Genomic DNA, 19,883 nt, shown 5'->3' with positions numbered 1-19,883 from the left:
CAGAAGTTAAGAGATTTTAAGGTAGAAGTTGTTATTTTTGTCATATTATGCATGATCAGCTGTACCAACTTATTTCGAAAAACGTAAAGCTCTCAGATTCAGACAGAGAGCTGTGTACTCAATATTTCGAACCTGTCTCGTATCTAAAAAATAGAGTAATTGAGGAAGAAGAAAAAATACCACAGTACTTGTATTTTGTGGTTTCTGGATTTGTCCGGCTTTTCCATTATAATGATAGAGGAGATGAGATAACCACCCATATCAACTGTCCTCCCGGCTTCATTACCTCTTATTCTAACTTTGCCAATCAGAGTAAATCTGATGAGAATCTGGAGTGCATTACTGAATGTGAGCTTTTACGAATTACAAAGACTGATCTTGATCTGCTTATGCAGCAAAGCCCTGCATTTAAAGACTTTAGTTTTTTGATATTTCAGCAATCATTATCCTACAATGAAAAACGTGCAAAGGAGCTGGCAACGCTTACTGCCGAAAAACGTTATTTAAAGCTGATGGCTCAAAACCCTGAAATTTTACACAATGTCCCTATGCAGTATATTGCATCTTTTTTAGGGATGAATCCTAAAAGTTTGAGCCGTATCCGAAAACAGATTGTTAAGTAACATTTGTGAAGTGATTTTGAATGGGCAACACTGAACTTTGCAGTATCATTTAAAATCAAAAAGATATGACAAGCAGAAACTTAGTATTGGTGTCAGGAGCCAATGGACATTTGGGCAACAACCTTGTAAGGTTACTCATCAATAAAGGATTTCAGGTCCGGGCATCTGTCCGCAACATCAAAAATAGAGAATGTTTCAAGGATTTAGACTGCGAAGTAGTACAGGCTGATATTACGGACAAAGTTTCATTTATTAAGGCTCTTCAGGATGTTCATACGTTTTATGCTGTAGGAGCTTCATTCAAATTGTGGGCAAAAGATCCTAAAAAGGAAATCTACGACGTAAATATAAATGGAACCCGGAATACTATTCAAGCCGCTGCTGAAGCGGGTGTAAAAAGAATTGTCTATGTAAGTTCTATTGCGGCTTTAGATTACACCAATCTCCCTACTAAAGAAAGCAATGGGTATAATCCAGACCGCCGAGATATGTATTATAATTCCAAAAACGATGGTGAAAAACTGGCCTTTCAACTTGCCAAAGAATTAGGAATAGAACTGGTATCCGTAATGCCTGGTGCGATGATAGGTGGTGAGGCATTTCTTCCTTTGAATGTCTCTTATGGTGTACTGAAGCTAATTTTAAATAAGCAAATTCCAATGGATACCAAAATAACACTTAATTGGATAGATGTAAAAGATGTCGCCGAAGGATGCTATCTTGCTGCACAAAAAGGGCGCTCAGGGGAACGATATATTTTAGCTCATGAAAAATGCATGACTATTACTGACACGACCAAATTGGCTCAGAAACTTTATCCGGAATTGAAAATCAAAATACCAGGCTCTGTTCCTAAGTTTATACTATATGCAATTGCAGGGTTAATGGAATTTTCAGCTAAAATAACTGGAAAACCTCCGTTATTAACTACAAAAGAGATTGCAATGTTTTCGGGATTACAACAGAACTTTGATATATCTAAATCCAGAAATGAACTAGGCTTTTATCCAAAAAATTCTGAGCAAACAGTGAAGGAAGCTTTCTCTTTTCTCATGGAAAATAAGAATTTGTTGTAAATGATTAGTTTGCATGACAGTTAGTAAGATATTGACGACGGATCGCTTGATATTGTTCTGTAAATAGTTCCGGTGCGGTCTTCATTTCCAGCAATGATAAGATTCTATTGAAATTTCCTTTTAAATAAAAACCTCTATGGAGTTCCAGTGATTTTTTGCCATAATATACAGTACAGACTGGAGTTTGATATTTCCCAACTATTTTCATATCTATTCCTGTAATGTCAGTCCAGAGAAATTGATGCCGTTTCAGACCTCCAGTAAATCGGATATTTGTATTTGAAATAATTAATTTTAGTCGGGTATACATTAACATACTCACAGCAATCAGCAAAAGTATAGGTACCAGAAAAATAATCTCCTTTGGAAGGTCTTTCTGCATGAGAAGACCAAATCCGGTCACAATTAAGAGAGGTCCGAAAAAATAACAGATTATTTTTAACCATTGCGGTGAGGAAAAAATTTCTTCAGTCAGTATCTGTTTCATAGTATAATAGTACAATTTTTAAGTGATGTATTCTGTTTTCGTTCAAACAAAAATAGGATGATTATCTACAGCTTAAAACAAGAATTATTAAAGTCTTTGATTAAAACATGAAAGTTAAAGTTATTAAACTAAATGGAAATGTTTGATTCTTAGATAAAAAAACAGCTACAATTGAATTGTAGCTGCCTCTTTTGAAATCAAATATCGACTATTATAAAGATCTGGAACGAGCGATGTTGATGAGATACACAAGATGTGCAAACATGTTTCGTTTCACAGACTCTACTTTTATATCTCCGGTGGTCTGGTTAATCGTTGTTACAAGATCTGTATTACATTGACCATTGAAGTTACCGCTTCCTAAATAGTTTACATTATTAGCTGTTGGGTAGGAGATTCTTGGATAATCCGGTGCAACCTGGTTGGCAACAGCAGTTGTTCCACTGAATCCTTTATTATCAACATATCGGGCTGTCCAGGTTCCTAAAAACTGTCCGTTACCCGTATTGATGCTCTGTCCCACAATAATTTGGGTGTCTACAGGATTGGTAAATCCGGAACAGGAGGTATAGTGATTTAAAGAAACGGTGCAGGAAGAAGCGTTATCAATAGGTTGAAAGCATTTTCCTTCATAGATGGTCAGCCTTTGTTCAGTGGAAGAAGTAGACGTGTTCAATAAAGCTTTCGGAGCAAAAATTTCTTCAGGAGATATAAGGGTTAAAACTCCTTGTGCATCCGCAGCAACAATTTTTTTTTCAGCATTTGAAAGTCCTCTTACTCTTACCAGACCATTGACATCTAGTGTATGAGAAGGAGTAGATGTATTAATCCCAACCTGTGCTGTTAAACTCCCGCCAATAGCAAGTGCTGCCAAAAAGAATGTTTTTGTTTTCATGTTATTATTTGAAAAGGTTAAATTTTTCACGAATATAGGAAATAACTTTAAAACTGGTGTAGAAATCGTCTGAAATCTAATATAAAGTAATTGTAAACAGATATTGAATAAAATAATATCAAATTTCAGATAGCGTTTTTTAAATAACTCAAAGCTGATACACCTTGTATTTGTTTGAAAAATATTTGTATTTTAGCCAAAATATGTTGTTTTTTAATAAACATATTGGATGCTAATTAAAATTCAGATAATTTGAATGAAAAAATTAGTAGATTTGCACGGAACAAAAAAATAATAAATATTAAGCACTATTCTCTGTGACGGAATTTTTAGGAGGGAAGTACATTGAGAATAACAGGATTTTAGGTTAAAACTACTGAAACTATGAAGAAACTTTTTTTACTTTTATTAACGGCGTTTTTATTTATCGGCTGCAGCTCTGATGATGATACTATCTATGATTATGTAGGAACATGGTCAGGTTCTTATGAAGGAAATGATAAAGGAGTTTGGAACTTCGTGGTAGATGAGAGTGGTAAAGTGGTAGGAACAATGCATTCCGATGTTAATAATGAAAACTACAGTATTTCCGGGAATTTAAGTGAGACAGGAGATCTTAACGCAAGAGTAGGACTTCCTTCACAAGGAGATTTCAAAGGAACGTTAACGACGGAAAAAAAAGGAAACGGAAACTGGTCCAACTCACTTCCTACACCTGCACAGTCAGGAACCTGGAAAGGAGAGAAAAAATAAAACAAGAAAGTCTGCAGAATCTACTGCAGACTTTTTTATTTAAACAAATCCCATGTGGGTAATCTCATCGTGATCATTCTTCAGGATCATAAAATAAAGGAGAACATCATTTTCTGAAAAATATTTTTTAAAAGGCCTTTGCTGTTGCTGATTCCAGCTGATTATTTCTTCAGCATATTCTGTGCTGTAATTTTCAGAATCTAATTTTATAGTCATAATGACGGCTTTATCAGCACTACAATCTTCACTTTGATAGAGGATCTGATCCTCAATTCTGATACAATCCGAAATATTAGGGAAAGTACCCAGCTGAAATTCTCTCAGAAGCTTTTTCCCTTCTTCAGTCTTTAATCCATTTTCAACCGTTCGTTTTCCCCTTCCGGAAATCATATCCAGGTCTTTGATCATTGTCATAACCTTTGCGAACTTCTGGTAGAGGAGAGGATCACCTGCTTCCTTGATATAGACTTCCAGGGTATTCCTTATAATCTTTCCAATTTTGGAGCAGTGCCCGAATTCCGAACTGTTCTGCCGGACTTTCTCATACGACGGATCCTTTTTAAAAGCCGCTTTATTGAACCCGCTTTTCTTCCGAACCACATTTTTGCCGTTCAGAGTATAAAATACAAGGTCGCCTACAGCCCCTGTGATCTTGATGAGACTTTCATATGTTGCCATATATTCAAAATAGAGATCAAATATACCAATAAATACTTGAAATCAAAATTTTAACATATATTTATAATATAGTTGTAGTATAGTTATATTATAATTAAAATATAAAATGTATATTTGTTGAAGAATTACTTAACCGAGTATAAATCAGACGAATATGGGATTGGGGTTATTTGAACAAAAAATAAGAATAAAGCAGTGGTCTGTTTTACTGATTGCTTCTGCTTTTGTAGTGTCATGCGGATCATCGAAAAGTGTTTCCGGCAATAAAAAATCAAATACGAAAACATTTGCAAAATCTGAAAATCTCAGAAAACTGGATTCAAAATTTGACGGAAATGTATCCAGATCAATTAATGATATTCTGAAAGATGCTGAAAAATATATCGGAACACCCTATAAATTCGGAGGAAATACATCATCAGGGTTCGACTGTTCCGGGTTTACCGTAAAAGTATTTGAAGAAAATGATTTTAACCTTCCAAGAAGATCTTCTGACCAGGCTGAAGCTGGAAAAAATATTGATATCAGAGACGTAAAACCTGGGGATCTTTTGTTTTTTGCAACAGCAGGAGGAAGCAGAGTGTCTCATGTAGGCATCGTCCATGATATTGGCCCAGATGGAGAAGTAAAGTTCATTCATGCGTCTACCTCAAAAGGAGTAATGATTTCATCTCTGAATGAAAAATACTGGAATAAAGCATACCTTCATGCCCAAAGAGTTCTGTAAAAATATCTTTTAAAATGATAGAGAACCGGACATTTGCCTTCATTAAAACAGATAAAAAGCTGGTTAAGCTTTTCTTTAAAGATATTAATGTCATCAAGGGACTCGGAAATTATGTAGAAGTTCATACCGTAGACCATAAAAGATATATTTACTACAAAACACTTAAAGACCTTATTGCAACCCTTCCGGAAGAATTTATGCGGGTTCACAATTCATACATTGTCAATCTTACCAATATAGAATCTTTTGAAGACAATCACCTCATATGCGGCGAATTGAAAATTACCGTGGCCAAAAGTTATAAAGAATGTCTCCATTCTGCGCTCGGTAAAATGATGCTTTAAAATTCATCAACATCAGAAAAAGAGTCATCTGCATTCTATTTCTTACCCCATACATAAAAAAGTTTTTATTCCTGTTTTCTTATTCTAGTTTTACCAAAAACTTATATAATGAATAAAGACAGTGCATTAGATTACATTCAAAACAATTCAATTATCGGAGTAAAAGCAGGACTTCAAAGACCGGACTTTCTGGAAATTTGGATGGTTGTTGTCCAGAACAGAGTATTTGCAAGATCATGGGGTCTCGCCGAAAGAAGCTGGTACAATACATTTTTAGAAAACCCGATAGGAGAGATCCAATGTGGTAAAACTATTTATTCCATAAAAGCGCTCATCCCACAAGATATCAATGATCTTACTGAGGAAATTAATGAAGCGTATTTAACAAAATACAATACCGGTCACAATATCCCATATTCACAGGGAATTATTCAGGAAAAACATGTTGCCAGAACAATGGAGTTCGTTATTCTGGATTAAATAGATTTAAAAATGGTGTAATTCTCCTCAAAAATAGTAGATAAAGCATTCAATAGGAACGGGCTTTAGCCCGTTCAATAAAAGATCAAACAATCAACTGGCTTTAGCCAAAACTTATAACAATATTTTTTAACCACCCGTCAAAAATTCTTTGAATTTTCGCCATCCCTCCAGTGGAGGGGAATTTCTAGGTTTCCAATTGGAAATTTCTGCAATCCTAATAAAGTTCCTGTCATTGCAATAGCATTGCACCACGAAACTCAAGAAATTTGTCCAAAATTATTATCATATGGCAGATTTATCAGATTCTTTATTCCTTTATACTTCATACTTTTCTTTGCTGTTTCCTTTGTAGGTATCAGCTACAAAATGGCAAAACAGATTGGTAAAAGCCCAAATGTTCTGCCCAGAGACGATTCTGCATATGGGCTTGTAGGGCTGTATTTTAAGATCGTTTTGTTCGCACTGTTTATGTATGTAATACTTCTTTCATTTTTTTATAACGATATTTCTTCTGCTTTTAAAATCAATTTTTTGGAGAATATTACCATTCAATTTACAGGATTTATTTTAATGATTCTGGCTTTAATTTGGGTGATCACAGCTCAGCTTCAAATGAAAAACTCCTGGCGGATCGGAATTGATAATACAACAAAAACAGACTTGGTAACCCGTGGACTGTTCAGGTTTTCCAGGAATCCTATATTTCTGGGAATGACGGTAAGCTTTGTTGGTTTTTTCCTTGTTATCCCAACTGTCATTGCTCTGACTTTCCTTTTGATCGGAAGTATTTTGATGCAGATCCAGATACGCCTTGAAGAGGAGTATTTGATGAAAGTACACGGACAAAATTACCTGACCTATAAAAATAGGGTTAAACGTATGTTGAGCCTTTATTAAAAGCATAACGTTAAAAACCGTTTTGCTGAACTTTTTTGTATCTTTGGCCGGTATAATTTTTCAAACTAATTTAAATAAGAAACATGTCGTTACAACAAACTATTGAAAATATTTGGGATAATAGAGAACTATTACAAAATGAAGACAGCCAGAAGGCGATCAGAGAGGTTATTTCTTTAGTTGATAAAGGTGAACTTCGTACTGCTGAACCTACAGAAAACGGATGGCAGGTAAATGAATGGGTGAAAAAAGCTGTAGTAATGTATTTTCCGATCCAAAAAATGGAAACTATTGAAGTAGGTCCGTTTGAATTTCATGATAAAATGCCTTTGAAAAGAAACTATGCTGAAAAAGGGGTGAGAGTTGTACCACATGCAGTGGCAAGAGAAGGAGCTTACATTGCTCCGGGAGTTATTTTAATGCCATCTTACGTAAATATTGGAGCTTATGTAGACTCTGGAACGATGGTAGATACTTGGGCTACAGTAGGAAGCTGTGCACAGATCGGTAAAAATGTTCACCTGAGTGGTGGTGTAGGTATCGGTGGAGTATTGGAGCCGTTACAGGCAGCTCCGGTAATCATTGAAGATGACTGCTTTATCGGTTCAAGATGTATCGTTGTAGAAGGAGTTCATGTAGAAAAAGAAGCAGTATTGGGTGCAAACGTAGTATTGACAGCTTCTACAAAAATTATTGATGTTACAGGAGATACCCCTATCGAAATCAAAGGAAGAGTTCCTGCACGTTCAGTAGTAATTCCTGGAAGCTATACGAAACAATATCCGGCTGGAGAATATCAGGTTCCATGTGCATTGATCATTGGTCAGAGAAAAGAATCTACAGACAAGAAAACATCTCTGAATGATGCATTGAGAGAGAATAATGTAGCAGTTTAAGATTAATATTGTAAGCTAATACCACAATCTTGAAAGAAAAATTCCTTAAAATACTATTAAACCCTAAATATATATTTGGGGTTTATCTTATTATATCGGTTGTTACAGCAATTTCCAAATACCTGAGAGGAGATTATGCGATCAATAACTATCTGATTTTTAAAAATGTATTCTTTAATACCATCCATCAGAAAAATTTATTTATCCATTATCCCGATCTTTATTTTGATTTAAACCATTATGGCGTATTTTTCAGTGCATTGATTGCACCGTTTGCCATGATGCCGGATTGGCTGGGAATTTCACTATGGAATATTGGCAATACTTTTATCTTCATCTATGGTATTTATAAACTGCCTTTTTCAGATAGCAAGAAAGCTATTTTTGGATTGCTTTGTCTTCAGGAATACATTACAGCGGCTTTAAGTTTACAGTTCAATGTAGCACTTACAGGGCTTTTGCTGCTATCTGCAGTATACATTTACGAAAGAAAAGAAGTAAAATCAGTAACAGCCATTTTAATAGGAATATTCGTCAAAATCTACGGAATAGTAGGATTAACGCAGTTTTTCTTTATTAAAAATAAAGTCAAATTTATTCTTTCAGGAATAGCCATTGCAGTATTGTTTTTAGTACTTCCGATGGCGTATTCAAGCCCACAATTTGTGATTCAGTGCTATTCAGACTGGTTTCAGTCTATTGTAGAAAAAAACAGTGAAAATCAGGTATTGGGAAATATGCAGGATATCTCTCTGATGGGCTTTGTAAGAAGAGTTTTAGGAGATGCTTCCATTTCCAACCTTATATTTTTAGCAGGTGGATTACCTCTTTTTGCTTTACCTTATATCAGAATTAAGCAATACAAACACTATGCTTTCCAACTGATGATTCTGGCTTCAACCTTACTATTTTTAGTATTGTTCAGCTCCAGTTCAGAATCTCCAACCTATATTATTGCGGTTGTAGGAGTTCTGATATGGTTTTTCCTTCAGAAAGAAAGAACACCACTTATTATAGGATTGCTTGTTTTTGTTATTATTTTCACTTGTTTTTCCACTTCCGATCTATTCCCGAAATTTGTAAAAGAAAACTATATCATCAAATATTCATTAAAAGCTGTACCTTGTATTGTGATCTGGTTGAGAGTAACTTATGAACTCCTGACTAAAGATTTTGAGAAAAATTACAGCCTGAATTAATAAATATGAAGAAAATTTCAATTGTAATTCCCGCCTATAACGAAGAAGGAAATGTCGCTATGATCCATCAGAAAATTAAAGAAGTTTTTGATGGCTTACATAATTACGACTTTGAAATCATATTTGTAAATGATGGCAGCAGAGACAATACACAACAAAAATTAGAAGAACTTTCCAACCAATATGATGAAGTGAAATTCATTGAGTTTTCGAGAAATTTTGGACATCAGCCCGCTGTAAAAGCAGGAATGGATAACGCTCAGGGAAATGCAGTTATTTCGATGGACGGAGACCTGCAGCATCCGCCAGAGCTTATTCCGGAAATGATTCAGAAATGGGAAGAAGGTTATGATGTAGTTTTTACTTTCAGAACTTATCCTAAAGAGATATCCTTTTTTAAAAGAAAAACATCAGACATATTTTACAAGCTTTTATCAAGTCTGTCAGACGTTAATTTGACGAAAGGAGGCGGATCAGATTTCAGATTACTGGATGCGAGGGCAGTGGAAGTGATGAGAAACTTTAATGAAGATGATTTATTCCTCAGAGGACTGACAAGCTGGATGGGTTTCAAACAAACAGGAATTGATTTTACCGCAGCAGAAAGGCTTTCAGGAAAAAGCAGCTACAATCTTAAGAAAATGTTCACTTTTGCCTTTACGGGAATCACAGCTTTCAGTGTAAAACCATTGTATTTGGCAGCTTATCTGGGGTTTTTATTTTCAGCACTTTCAGTAATCGGATATGGCACCTATGTGGTTCATTCTTTCATTGCAAAGACGGAGATCTCTGGTTGGGCATCATTGATTATGACCATTGTTTTCTTCGGAGGACTTCAGTTGATTATCCTCGGAATTATGGGGATTTATTTAGGTAAAATATTTAAACAGGTGAAAGACAGACCTAATTATATTATTAAAAACAAAAAATTTTAGAATGGTTTTATTGAGTTTTGATATTGAAGAATTTGATATGCCATTAGAATATAAGGGTGAAATTCCCTTTGAAAAGCAGATTTCAATTTCACAGACAGGATTAGAGAGAATACTTGACATCCTTAAAAAACATAATGCCAAAGCTACTTTCTTTTCCACAGTAGTTTTTGCAGAAAACAGCAGACACCTTATTGAAAGGTTATTAAATGAAGGCCATGAACTGGCTTCTCACACATGGTTTCATTCAGAATTTGAAAACAAACACCTGAAGGAATCAAGAGAAAAACTGGAAGAACTATTTTCCACAAAGGTGACAGGATTAAGAATGCCGAGAATGATGCCTGTAGATGAAAAAGAAGTAGAAAGAGCAGGGTATTCATACAATTCATCCATCAACCCTACGTTTTTGCCGGGAAGATATAATAATTTAAAAGTATCCAGAACCTATTTTAAGGAAGGAAATGTTACCCAGGTTCCGGCCTCTGTATCACCAAACTTCAGAATTCCTTTGTTTTGGCTGAGTTTTCACAACTTTCCGTTATCTTTCTATAAAAAGCTGGCTTCAGATACCTTGAAAAAGGACCATTATCTTAATATTTATTTCCATCCATGGGAATTTGAGGAAATCAAAGATGAAGCTTTTAAACTTCCTGGATTTACTGTAAAAAACTCAGGAAAAGATATGGTAGAAAGATTTGATTCGTTTGTAGGCTGGCTAAAACAAAAAGGACATACATTCGGTACATTCCAGGAATTCCAAAAACAGATACAACGATGAAGATTGCCTTTGATGCAAAACGGTTTTTCCACAATACCTCAGGTCTGGGAAATTACTCAAGAGATCTTGTAAGAATTCTCTCCGAATACAAACCGGATAACGAATATCTGTTACTCAACAAAAATAAATCGGAGAGAGGGAAAGGTATTCTGGAACGCCCTAATGTTCAATTTATTGAAACCTCAAAAGGGAACTTTTCACGTCAGTTGAAAATGGGTAAAGATGCCCAAAAACAAGAAGCTGATATTTTCCATGGATTATCTGGCGAACTTCCTTTAAAATGGGATTCAAGACCTATTAAAAAGGTCGTTACCATTCATGATCTGATCTTTGTAAGATATCCGCAGTATTATTCTTTTTTTGACAGGAAAATCCATTTCTGGAAATTTAAAAAAGCGGCTGATATGGCTGATAAAATCATCGCTATTTCAGAACAGACCAAAAGAGATATTATTCAGTATTTAAAAGTTCCTGAGACAAAGATTGAAGTTATTTATCAGGGATGTCATCATGCTTTTAAAGAACAGCAGTCTCCGGAACTGATGCAGGTTGTAAAAGAAAAATTTAAGCTTCCGGAAAGGTTTATACTTAATGTTGGAACCATCGAAGAGCGCAAAAATCTTTTGAATGTTGTAAAAGCAGTCAACGGTACGGAAATTCCTCTTGTAGTTGTGGGACGAAAGACCAAATATTATCAGAAAATAGAACGTTTCCTGAAAAAAAACAAAATGGAAAAGCAAGTGCTCTTCCTTGAAGGAGTTTCTATGGACGAGCTGGCTTGTCTTTATAAACTGGCAGATATTTTTGTCTATCCGAGTTTCTTTGAAGGCTTTGGAATCCCTGTGATTGAGGCGCTTTTTTCTAAAACTGTTGTCGTTACCAGCAATACCAGTTGTCTGCCGGAAGCCGGAGGAAAAGACTCTGTATATGTGAATCCGGATAATGATCTTGATATCAGGGCTAAACTAAAATTTCTCTGGGAAAATGAATCCGAGAGAAAACGCCGTGAGGAAAAGGGTTTCGAGTTTGTTCAGAAGTTTAATGACGAACCCATTGCAAAAGAGCTGATGAATTTTTATCAAAAAATTATCTGAAAAAACTTTGCATTTTAAAAATAAATCCTACATTTGCATCATAATTCAATACAATGAAACCAGTATTTTTAGCATTACATCATTACTATCATCATCTCTGTTAGGCGGAATTGATTGATATAAGTTTGTGCTAAAATCAAAAAATAATTAAAACCGTCTGAGTAAATAGACGGTTTTTTTGTTTCCTGAATTCTCCTCAGAAATTTCAATAGATCAGTTTTTATTTACTCGGACCCAAAAAAAGGCAAAATGAGTAAATTAAAAATTGCAATCCAAAAAAGCGGCCGGCTTTACGAAGAATCTCTACAGCTTCTCAAAGACTGCGGAATCTTTGTCAACAATGGTAAAGACCAACTCAAAGTTTCAGTAGATAACTTTCCGATGGAAATCATGTATCTTCGGAATTCAGACATCCCGCAATATCTGGAAGATGGAGTGGTAGATGTTGCTATTCTTGGCGAAAATCTCCTGATTGAAAAAGGTAAAAATATCACCACAATCCAGAAACTTGGATTTTCAAAATGCCGTGTTTCACTGGCTGTTCCCAAAGAAGTAGAGACCGACGAAATCTCTTATTTTCAGGGTAAAAAAATTGCTACCTCTTATCCTAATACTCTCAAAAGCTTTTTAGAAAAAAAAGGAATTGTATCAGACATTCACGTTATTTCAGGTTCAGTGGAAATTGCCCCTAATATTGGTCTGGCAGATGGAATATGTGATATTGTAAGCTCCGGAAGTACCTTATTTAAAAACGGATTAAGAGAAACCGTTACTTTGCTGAAATCGGAGGCTGTTTTGGCTCAAACGCCTCAGTTGTCAACTGAAAAAGAAGCCATTCTTGAAAAATTCGTATTCAGAATTGAAGCCGTTTTAAAAGCAAAAAATTCAAAATACATTCTGATGAATGTTCCCAACGAAAAAATCCAGAAAGTCGCTGAAGTTCTTCCCGTGTTGAAAAGCCCTACTGTTATTCCTCTTGCAGAAGAAGGCTGGAGCAGTATTCATTCTGTTATTGATGAAGTGCGTTTCTGGGAAGTGATTGATGAACTGAAAGACAATGGAGCCCAGGATATTTTAATCATCCCGATTGATAAAATGGTTATTTAGAAAAATGATAATGGTGAACGTTGGTTAACGCAAGGGAGCAATGAAAATGAATTTGATACTGCTTTAAGGCGCAAAGATTTTATCTGCGATAAAATTGAATGCTGTTGTAAGTCACAAAGCCATACTCGCATATTTGCTGAAAATTTTAGATTTCCTAGCGCCTTAAAAAAGTATAAGAATTAAAAACTTTGCGCTTTGTATTTTTAAAAAGCATTTAAAACCCTATAAATTAACAACCTAACAGTTAAAAAAGGCATTTAAATTTAAAATAATACAATGAAAATATACAGATATCCCACAAAAAATACCTGGACAGATTTAGTAAAACGCCCGGTTCTTGAGCAGAAAGAGATTTCAGGTTTGATTACAGAAATATTCACGGAAGTTGAAAAAAACGGAGATAAAGCTTTAATAGAATTCAACAGAAAGTTTGATAAAGCAGAAACGGTAACTATTAAAGTATCTGATGCAGAAATTCAGGATGCTGAAAAACAGATAAGTGATGAATTGAAACAGGCAATTCAGCAGGCAAAAGAAAATATTTCCAGATTTCACGCTTCTCAAAAACAGGATATTCAAAAAATAGAGACGACAAAAGGGGTGATTTGCTGGCGCGAAAACCGCGCTGTAGAGAAAGTAGGGATTTATATTCCCGGAGGAACTGCTCCTTTATTTTCTACAGTACTGATGCTGGCGGTGCCTGCAAACCTGGCGGGTTGTAAAGAAATCATTCTGTGTACACCACCGGATAAAAACGGAAATATTAATCCTGCGATTCTGTATGCAGCAAAGCTTTGCGGAATTTCAAAAATCTTTAAAACAGGCGGCGCTCAGGCTGTAGCAGCTATGACTTTAGGTACAGAGAGTATTCCTGCGGTGTATAAAATTTTCGGTCCGGGAAATCAGTTTGTTGTAGCTGCCAAAGAATATGCTCAGCGTTACGGAGTCGCCATCGATATGCCTGCAGGTCCGAGTGAAGTTCTTATCATAGCTGATGAGCAGGCTGTTCCTGAGTTTTGTGCAGCCGATCTTCTTTCACAGGCAGAACACGGAAGTGATAGCCAGGTTGTTTTTATTACTACAGACCTTAAAGTGTTTAAAGAGACGATAGAGGCTGTTGAACAGCAAATCAAAGACTTACCCAGAAATGAATTTGCAGGTCAGGCTTTAGAAAACAGCTCTTTTATTATAGTGAATTCGTTGGAAGAAGCCCTTGAATTCAGTAACCTTTATGCTCCGGAACACCTTATTCTTGCCATTGATGATTTTGAAAAATATATTCCGGAGGTTCAGAATGCAGGTTCCGTTTTCCTTGGTAACTATTCTTGTGAAAGTGCAGGAGATTATGCCAGCGGAACCAATCACACGCTTCCTACCAATGCTTATGCAAAAAATTACAGTGGCGTATCGCTGGATAGCTTTGTAAAGAAAATAACATTTCAGCAGCTTTCAAAAGAAGGTCTTCAGAATCTAGGAAAAACAATAGAACTCATGGCAGAAGCAGAAGGCCTGTTTGCCCACAAAAATGCAGTATCCATAAGATTAAAATAATAAACGTTGGAAAACGCAAAATAATACTCATGCCTTTGCTGAAAATCTTAGATTTTCTTGCGTCTAAAAAAAATGTATGAATAAAAAATTTTACGCCATTGCGTTTACCCAAAAAAGAATTGAACCATTAAGAAAATAAAGACTTTAAGTAAAGTTAAGATTCAAATACATTTGAATTCAGCTTACTGCTTAATAAAGATCTGAAGATATTTTCTTCACTATTCTTAATAACTCAATTCATCTTAATGGTTTAAAATTAATTTCAAAAAATGAAAAGCAATACAATGAAAAATAATAGTATCAAAACTTTAGTAAGAGAAAATATATTACAATTACAGCCCTACATTAGTTTCAGGGATCACAATGAATTTAATGCTCCTGTTATGCTGGATGCCAATGAAAGTCCTTTCGGAGAATGCAACCGTTACCCGGATTCTACCCAGAAAAAGCTTAAAAGCAGGCTTGCGGTACTTAAAAATGTTTCTCCCTCACAGATTGCCATAGGAAACGGAAGCGATGAGCTGATAGACCTTATCATTAAAATTTTCTGTGAGCCTAAAAAAGATGCCATTCTGATGATGAATCCTTCTTTTGCAATGTATGGTTTCTATGCAGCAATTAATGAAAATAAGGTCTTGAAACTAGATTTGGATGAAAATTTTGAAATCGTAAAAGACAATTTCTTAAAGACGGCCGCAGATCCTTCATTGAAGATTTTCTTTTTATGCTCACCCAATAACCCTACCGGAAACAGTATTGATGATATTGAATTTTATCTTCAGAATTTCAACGGAATTGTTGTGGTAGATGAAGCTTATATAGAATTTTCCGAGAAAAAGTCAAGTTTGGAGCTTTTGAATAAATACCCCAATCTGATTGTTTTGCAAACTTTTTCTAAAGCGTGGGGAATTGCCGGAGCGAGAGTAGGAATGGCTTATTCATCCGAAGAAATTACCAGTCTGATCAATACGGTTAAAGCACCTTATAACGTAAATATATTGAGCCAGGAACTCATTTTAAATACACTGGATCAGGAAAACAGACTTCAGGAAAATGTAAACCGTATTCTGGAAGAAAGAGCATGGCTGAAGCAACAGTTTGAAGGAATTACGTGTATTTCTAAAGTATTTTCAACGGATGCCAATTTCTTCCTGATTAAAATGGAAAATGTAGACAATGTGTATGGAAAAATGCTTGAAGAAGAGATTTTAACCAGCAGAAGAGATCCTGCCATTCCGGGATGTATCAGAATCAATGTAGGAAATCGTGCAGAAAATGAAAAATTAATTAATCTTTTAAAAGGAATATAGAATAGCTTGTTAAAATATAAACCATTAAGGAAAAATAAGATGATAAGAAAAGTTAAGTTTTATCAAAGATAAATACATATAGCTGAATGAATAGCTTCAGCTATATACTTAATAATCCTTAATCACTTAAAAAAGCTTAATGGTTAAAAATAATTTATAAAAACATATGAAAAAAGTACTCTTTATAGACCGCGACGGAACGCTGATTGTTGAACCACCTACAGATTTTCAGGTAGATTCTCTGGAAAAGCTTGAGTTTTATCCGGGAGTTTTTCAAAATCTTTCAAAAATTGTTAATGAGCTGGATTATGAATTGGTGATGGTAACCAATCAGGATGGGCTGGGAACGGGCAGTTTTCCCGAAGAAGATTTCATAAAACCTCATGAAAAAATGATACAGGCATTTGAAAACGAAGGGATTATTTTTAGTGATATTTTAATAGATAAAAGCTTTGAATATGAAAATCTTCCTACCAGAAAACCTGGAACCGGGATGCTGGGAAAATACATGTATGGCAACTATGATCTGGAAAATTCGTATGTAATTGGTGATAGAGATACGGATGTACAACTTGCTAAAAATATGAAGTCTAAAGCTATTTATCTTAATAAAAACTTTAATAATGAAGCTGAACTGTCTACAACAAAATGGTCTGAGATTTATAAGTTCTTAAAATCAGGAATGAGGAAGGCTGAAGTCTCCCGTAAAACCAATGAAACAGATATTAAAATTGAAGTTAATCTTGATGGAAACGGACGTTCAGATATTTCAACAGGGCTTCACTTTTTTGATCATATGTTGGACCAGATTGCGAGACACGGGAATATGGATCTTACGGTTAAAGTAAACGGAGATCTTGCCGTAGATGAGCACCACACGATAGAAGATACAGGAATTGTGCTGGGAGAAGCTGTTTTAAAAGCTTTAGGAAAGAAAAAAGGGATCGAACGATATGGTTTCCTGCTTCCAATGGATGACTGTCTTTCTCAGGTGGCTATTGATTTCGGCGGCAGACCCTGGTTAGTATGGGATGCTCCGTTTAAAAGAGAAAAGATTGGGGATATGCCTACCGAAATGTTTTTTCACTTCTTTAAATCCTTTACAGATGCTTCAAAATGCAACCTGAATATCAAAGCGGAAGGAGACAATGAGCACCACAAAATTGAATCTATCTTTAAAGCCTTTGCAAAAGCCGTTAAAATGGCAGTGAATCAATCAGATACTAATTACAGCCTGCCTTCTACAAAAGGAAGTTTATAAATATGATAGCCATAATAAAATACAACGGCGGAAATGTAAACTCTGTTCAGAATGCCCTCAACAGACTCAATATTGACTCTGTGATTACTGATGACCCTGAAAGGATTTTAAAAGCTGATAAAGTAATCTTTCCCGGAGTTGGAGAAGCTTCCTCAACAATGAAGCTGTTGAAAGAAAGAGAACTTGATCTCCTGATTCCGAGCCTTACACAGCCTGTTTTAGGAATATGTTTAGGAATGCAGCTGATGTGCAAAGAGAATGAAGAAGGAAATACGGAAGGGATGGGGATTTTTGATATCAATGTCAGAAAATTTCCAGCAAAAGATATTGTTCCTCATATGGGTTGGAATACAGTTTCAGGGCAGACCTCACCACTGTTTTCGGGAATTGAAAAGAGCAGTGATGTTTATTTTGTTCACAGCTATTATTGTGAGCTTTCAGACTTTACAACATCTGTTTGTGATTATATCCTGCCATTCAGTGCATCATTACAGAAAGATAATTTCTATGCGGTGCAGTTTCACCCTGAAAAATCGGGAATTATAGGAAATCAGATAGTTAAGAACTTTATAAATTTATAATGATGAAAATAATTCCGGCTATTGATATTATTGACGGGAAATGTGTCCGTTTATCAAAAGGAGATTACAACACAAAGAAAATATACAATGAAGATCCTGTAGAAGTGGCAAAAGAATTTGAGAGTTTTGGTATTCAGTTTCTTCATTTGGTGGATCTTGACGGGGCGAAATCAAAGCATATTGTCAACCAGAAAGTACTGGAAGACATTGCTCATTCTACGTCGTTGCATATCGACTTTGGAGGAGGCCTGAAAACTCAGGAGGATATTGAAACAGCCTTTAATTCCGGAGCAAAGCAAATTACTTTAGGAAGTATTGCGGTTCAGAACCCGGAATTCTGCTTTAAAATGTTACAAAAGTATGGTGCTGAAAAAATTATTTTGGGAGCTGACTGTGAAAACAGAAAGATTAAGACCTCAGGATGGCTGGAAGAAAGTGACAATGATATCATTGATTTTATTCTTCAGTATCAGGAAAAAGGAATGCAGACCGCGATATGTACTGATATTGCAAAGGATGGTATGCTGGAAGGTCCTTCAACTGGACTTTATATTGAGATTTTATATAAAACATCTGTTCAGCTGGTAGCAAGCGGAGGGATTTCAGGGATCGCTGATGTCTATAAAATGAAAGATATCGGCTGCGCCGGAACAATCATCGGGAAAGCAATTTATGAGGGAAAAATAAGCTTACAACAACTTCAAAACTTTATTGAAAATGCTTAAGAAAAGAATTATTCCATGTCTTGATATAAAAGACGGAGCTACGGTGAAAGGAGTTAATTTTGAAGGTCTTAAAAATGCAGGAGATCCGGTAGTTCTCGCTAAAAAGTATGAGCAGGAAGGCGCTGATGAACTTGTCTTCCTTGATATTACCGCTACTATTGAGGATAGAAAAACATTTATAGAGCTGGTAAAAGAAATTGCAAAAGAACTTAGTATTCCTTTTACGGTAGGAGGTGGAATTTCGTCTGTAGAAGATGTTAGAAAGCTTTTGGAAGCGGGAGCCGATAAGATCAGCATCAATTCCTCTGCGGTAAAAAATCCAGAACTTATTTCTGATTTAGCCAAAGAATTCGGCAGCCAGTGTGTTGTGGTAGCCATTGATACAAAGCAAATTGATAATAAAGATCTGGTTCATATCAAAGGTGGAAGGGAAGCAACCGAACTTTTTACGGCAGAATGGGCAAAAGAAGCAGAACGTTTGGGAGCAGGAGAAATTCTGCTGACTTCTATGGATGGAGATGGTACCAAAAACGGTTTTGATCTCCGTATCACAAAGTTGGTTTCAGAAAATATCAGTATCCCTGTGATAGCTTCCGGAGGTGCCGGTACTGCAAATGACTTTGTTAAAGTATTTAATGAAACAAAAGCTACAGGAGCTCTGGCAGCCAGTGTTTTCCATTTTAATGAAATAGGGATTCAGGATTTAAAAGAACAGTTAAAAACTCAAAAAATTGAAGTACGATGAACATAGATTTTAATAAAGATAATGGGCTTGTTCCTGTGGTTATTCAGGATAGCAGAACATTGCAGGTGCTGATGCTGGGTTATATGAACGAAGAAGCATTTGAAAAAACAAAAGCAGAAGGGGTTGTTACTTTTTTCAGCCGTTCCAAAAACAGACTCTGGACAAAAGGTGAGGAGTCCGGAAATTTTTTATCCGTAAAGAGTATTGATATAGATTGTGATCAGGATACCATTTTAATCAAAGTTGTTCCTAAAAATGTGGTCTGTCACACCGGAAGTTTCAGCTGTTTCGGAGAAAAGGATATAAAAGGATTTATGTATGAACTGGAAGATAAAATATCTCAGAGAATAGATACTAAAGCTGAAGGTTCTTACACTTACTCATTATACCAGAGAGGAATCAATAAAATGGCACAAAAAGTAGGAGAGGAAGCTGTGGAACTGGTGATAGAAGCAAAAGACAATAATGATGACTTTTTTAAAAATGAAGCCGCAGATTTGCTCTATCACTTCTTGATTTTATTAAAAGCGAAAGGTTTTTCAATGGAAGAGATAGAAGAAATTCTTCAAAACAGAAGTAAATGAAATCTTGAATATTTCAAAGATTGCTTTAGTGGTGAAAGAATACTAAAAAGTTTAATATATATTTGTCTTTTAATGATTACAAAAAATTCATCAAATAACTTGAGTATAGAAAATGAAATATTTTTTAGGAATTTGGACCTTGATCTGCCTTCTT

General features: G+C 35.5%; 23 protein-coding genes. 20 read left to right on the top strand and 3 right to left on the bottom strand.

All coding sequences use genetic code 11. The features are described from left to right. The first annotated feature begins 47 nt into the window (after nt 1-47). Nucleotides 48-623 (top strand): Crp/Fnr family transcriptional regulator, encoded by a 576-nt coding sequence (locus tag ACTJIP_RS13800; protein WP_077417696.1) that lies wholly within the window; start codon nt 48-50, stop codon nt 621-623. A gap of 65 nt (nt 624-688) precedes the next feature. Further along, complete coding sequence (locus ACTJIP_RS13795) at nt 689-1,699, top strand: NAD-dependent epimerase/dehydratase family protein (RefSeq protein WP_077417694.1); 1,011 nt, start codon at nt 689-691, stop codon at nt 1,697-1,699. Nucleotides 1,700-1,703: 4 nt separating this feature from the next. Here ACTJIP_RS13795 and ACTJIP_RS13790 read toward each other — a convergent pair whose 3' ends face one another. Together ACTJIP_RS13790 and ACTJIP_RS13785 are read right to left on the bottom strand one after the other, a co-directional pair. Beyond that, nucleotides 1,704-2,186, bottom strand: coding sequence for a hypothetical protein (locus ACTJIP_RS13790; protein ID WP_077417692.1), 483 nt, complete (start codon nt 2,184-2,186; stop codon nt 1,704-1,706). Between the two features lie 211 nt (nt 2,187-2,397). After that, a complete protein-coding gene (locus ACTJIP_RS13785) occupies nt 2,398-3,081 on the bottom strand; it encodes a hypothetical protein (protein ID WP_077417690.1) in 684 nt (227 codons plus the stop codon). 384 nt (nt 3,082-3,465) lie between these two features. On the opposite strand from ACTJIP_RS13785, the gene ACTJIP_RS13780 reads away from it, so the two are divergent. Next, a complete protein-coding gene (locus tag ACTJIP_RS13780; RefSeq protein ID WP_077417688.1) occupies nt 3,466-3,834 on the top strand; it encodes a hypothetical protein in 369 nt (122 codons plus the stop codon). Between the two features lie 39 nt (nt 3,835-3,873). Here ACTJIP_RS13780 and ACTJIP_RS13775 read toward each other — a convergent pair whose 3' ends face one another. Beyond that, nucleotides 3,874-4,512: a hypothetical protein gene (locus ACTJIP_RS13775; protein WP_219072648.1), complete on the bottom strand. Its 639-nt coding sequence runs from the start codon at nt 4,510-4,512 to the stop codon at nt 3,874-3,876. Between the two features lie 154 nt (nt 4,513-4,666). On the opposite strand from ACTJIP_RS13775, the gene ACTJIP_RS13770 reads away from it, so the two are divergent. The 17 genes from ACTJIP_RS13770 (at nt 4,667) to hisIE (ending at nt 19,729) form a co-directional block, all read left to right on the top strand. Further along, the gene (locus ACTJIP_RS13770) at nt 4,667-5,239 is read left to right on the top strand and encodes a C40 family peptidase (protein WP_440704719.1); all 573 of its coding nucleotides are present in this window, start codon (nt 4,667-4,669) and stop codon (nt 5,237-5,239) included. 14 nt (nt 5,240-5,253) lie between these two features. Then, the gene (locus ACTJIP_RS13765) at nt 5,254-5,583 is read left to right on the top strand and encodes a LytR/AlgR family response regulator transcription factor (protein WP_077417682.1); all 330 of its coding nucleotides are present in this window, start codon (nt 5,254-5,256) and stop codon (nt 5,581-5,583) included. A gap of 108 nt (nt 5,584-5,691) precedes the next feature. Beyond that, complete coding sequence (locus tag ACTJIP_RS13760) at nt 5,692-6,063, top strand: DUF2255 family protein (RefSeq protein ID WP_077417680.1); 372 nt, start codon at nt 5,692-5,694, stop codon at nt 6,061-6,063. A 369-nt stretch (nt 6,064-6,432) separates the two neighbouring features. Beyond that, a complete protein-coding gene (locus ACTJIP_RS13755; protein ID WP_440704718.1) occupies nt 6,433-6,963 on the top strand; it encodes a methyltransferase family protein in 531 nt (176 codons plus the stop codon). An 83-nt stretch (nt 6,964-7,046) separates the two neighbouring features. Then, entirely contained in the window at nt 7,047-7,859 is an 813-nt protein-coding gene (locus ACTJIP_RS13750; RefSeq protein ID WP_077417676.1) for a 2,3,4,5-tetrahydropyridine-2,6-dicarboxylate N-succinyltransferase, read from the top strand. Between the two features lie 29 nt (nt 7,860-7,888). Next, the gene (locus tag ACTJIP_RS13745; RefSeq protein ID WP_219072649.1) at nt 7,889-9,058 is read left to right on the top strand and encodes a glycosyltransferase family 87 protein; all 1,170 of its coding nucleotides are present in this window, start codon (nt 7,889-7,891) and stop codon (nt 9,056-9,058) included. Nucleotides 9,059-9,063: 5 nt separating this feature from the next. Next, on the top strand, nt 9,064-9,993 hold the full coding sequence (locus ACTJIP_RS13740) for a glycosyltransferase family 2 protein (RefSeq protein WP_219072650.1): 930 nt from the start codon (nt 9,064-9,066) through the stop codon (nt 9,991-9,993). 1 nt (nt 9,994) lies between these two features. Then, nucleotides 9,995-10,771 (top strand): polysaccharide deacetylase family protein, encoded by a 777-nt coding sequence (locus ACTJIP_RS13735; protein WP_440704717.1) that lies wholly within the window; start codon nt 9,995-9,997, stop codon nt 10,769-10,771. Then, entirely contained in the window at nt 10,768-11,865 is a 1,098-nt protein-coding gene (locus ACTJIP_RS13730) for a glycosyltransferase family 4 protein (protein ID WP_077417669.1), read from the top strand. Before ACTJIP_RS13735 ends, ACTJIP_RS13730 begins: the two co-directional genes overlap by 4 nt. A gap of 249 nt (nt 11,866-12,114) precedes the next feature. Further along, the gene (hisG, locus tag ACTJIP_RS13725; protein ID WP_077417667.1) at nt 12,115-12,972 is read left to right on the top strand and encodes an ATP phosphoribosyltransferase; all 858 of its coding nucleotides are present in this window, start codon (nt 12,115-12,117) and stop codon (nt 12,970-12,972) included. A 276-nt stretch (nt 12,973-13,248) separates the two neighbouring features. After that, complete coding sequence (gene hisD, locus ACTJIP_RS13720) at nt 13,249-14,523, top strand: histidinol dehydrogenase (RefSeq protein WP_077417589.1); 1,275 nt, start codon at nt 13,249-13,251, stop codon at nt 14,521-14,523. 269 nt (nt 14,524-14,792) lie between these two features. Further along, on the top strand, nt 14,793-15,833 hold the full coding sequence (gene hisC / locus ACTJIP_RS13715) for a histidinol-phosphate transaminase (RefSeq protein WP_257468903.1): 1,041 nt from the start codon (nt 14,793-14,795) through the stop codon (nt 15,831-15,833). A gap of 166 nt (nt 15,834-15,999) precedes the next feature. Beyond that, nucleotides 16,000-17,094 carry a bifunctional histidinol-phosphatase/imidazoleglycerol-phosphate dehydratase HisB gene (gene hisB, locus ACTJIP_RS13710; protein ID WP_440704716.1) on the top strand — a complete coding sequence of 365 codons (1,095 nt, stop codon included), beginning with the start codon at nt 16,000-16,002 and terminating at the stop codon, nt 17,092-17,094. A 2-nt stretch (nt 17,095-17,096) separates the two neighbouring features. Then, nucleotides 17,097-17,675: an imidazole glycerol phosphate synthase subunit HisH gene (hisH, locus tag ACTJIP_RS13705; protein ID WP_077417585.1), complete on the top strand. Its 579-nt coding sequence runs from the start codon at nt 17,097-17,099 to the stop codon at nt 17,673-17,675. A 2-nt stretch (nt 17,676-17,677) separates the two neighbouring features. After that, complete coding sequence (hisA, locus tag ACTJIP_RS13700) at nt 17,678-18,400, top strand: 1-(5-phosphoribosyl)-5-[(5-phosphoribosylamino)methylideneamino]imidazole-4-carboxamide isomerase (protein WP_440704773.1); 723 nt, start codon at nt 17,678-17,680, stop codon at nt 18,398-18,400. Continuing rightward, a complete protein-coding gene (gene hisF, locus ACTJIP_RS13695; RefSeq protein WP_440704715.1) occupies nt 18,393-19,145 on the top strand; it encodes an imidazole glycerol phosphate synthase subunit HisF in 753 nt (250 codons plus the stop codon). Before hisA ends, hisF begins: the two co-directional genes overlap by 8 nt. Then, the gene (gene hisIE, locus ACTJIP_RS13690; RefSeq protein ID WP_440704714.1) at nt 19,142-19,729 is read left to right on the top strand and encodes a bifunctional phosphoribosyl-AMP cyclohydrolase/phosphoribosyl-ATP diphosphatase HisIE; all 588 of its coding nucleotides are present in this window, start codon (nt 19,142-19,144) and stop codon (nt 19,727-19,729) included. The genes hisF and hisIE overlap by 4 nt, the downstream gene beginning before the upstream one ends. The last annotated feature ends 154 nt before the right edge of the window (nt 19,730-19,883 follow it).

Source organism: Chryseobacterium sp. 22543, from assembly GCF_052044565.1.
Taxonomy (GTDB): domain Bacteria; phylum Bacteroidota; class Bacteroidia; order Flavobacteriales; family Weeksellaceae; genus Chryseobacterium.
The sequence above is the reverse complement of the archived record's forward strand: the minus strand, read 5'-3'. Positions and strand labels throughout refer to the sequence as shown.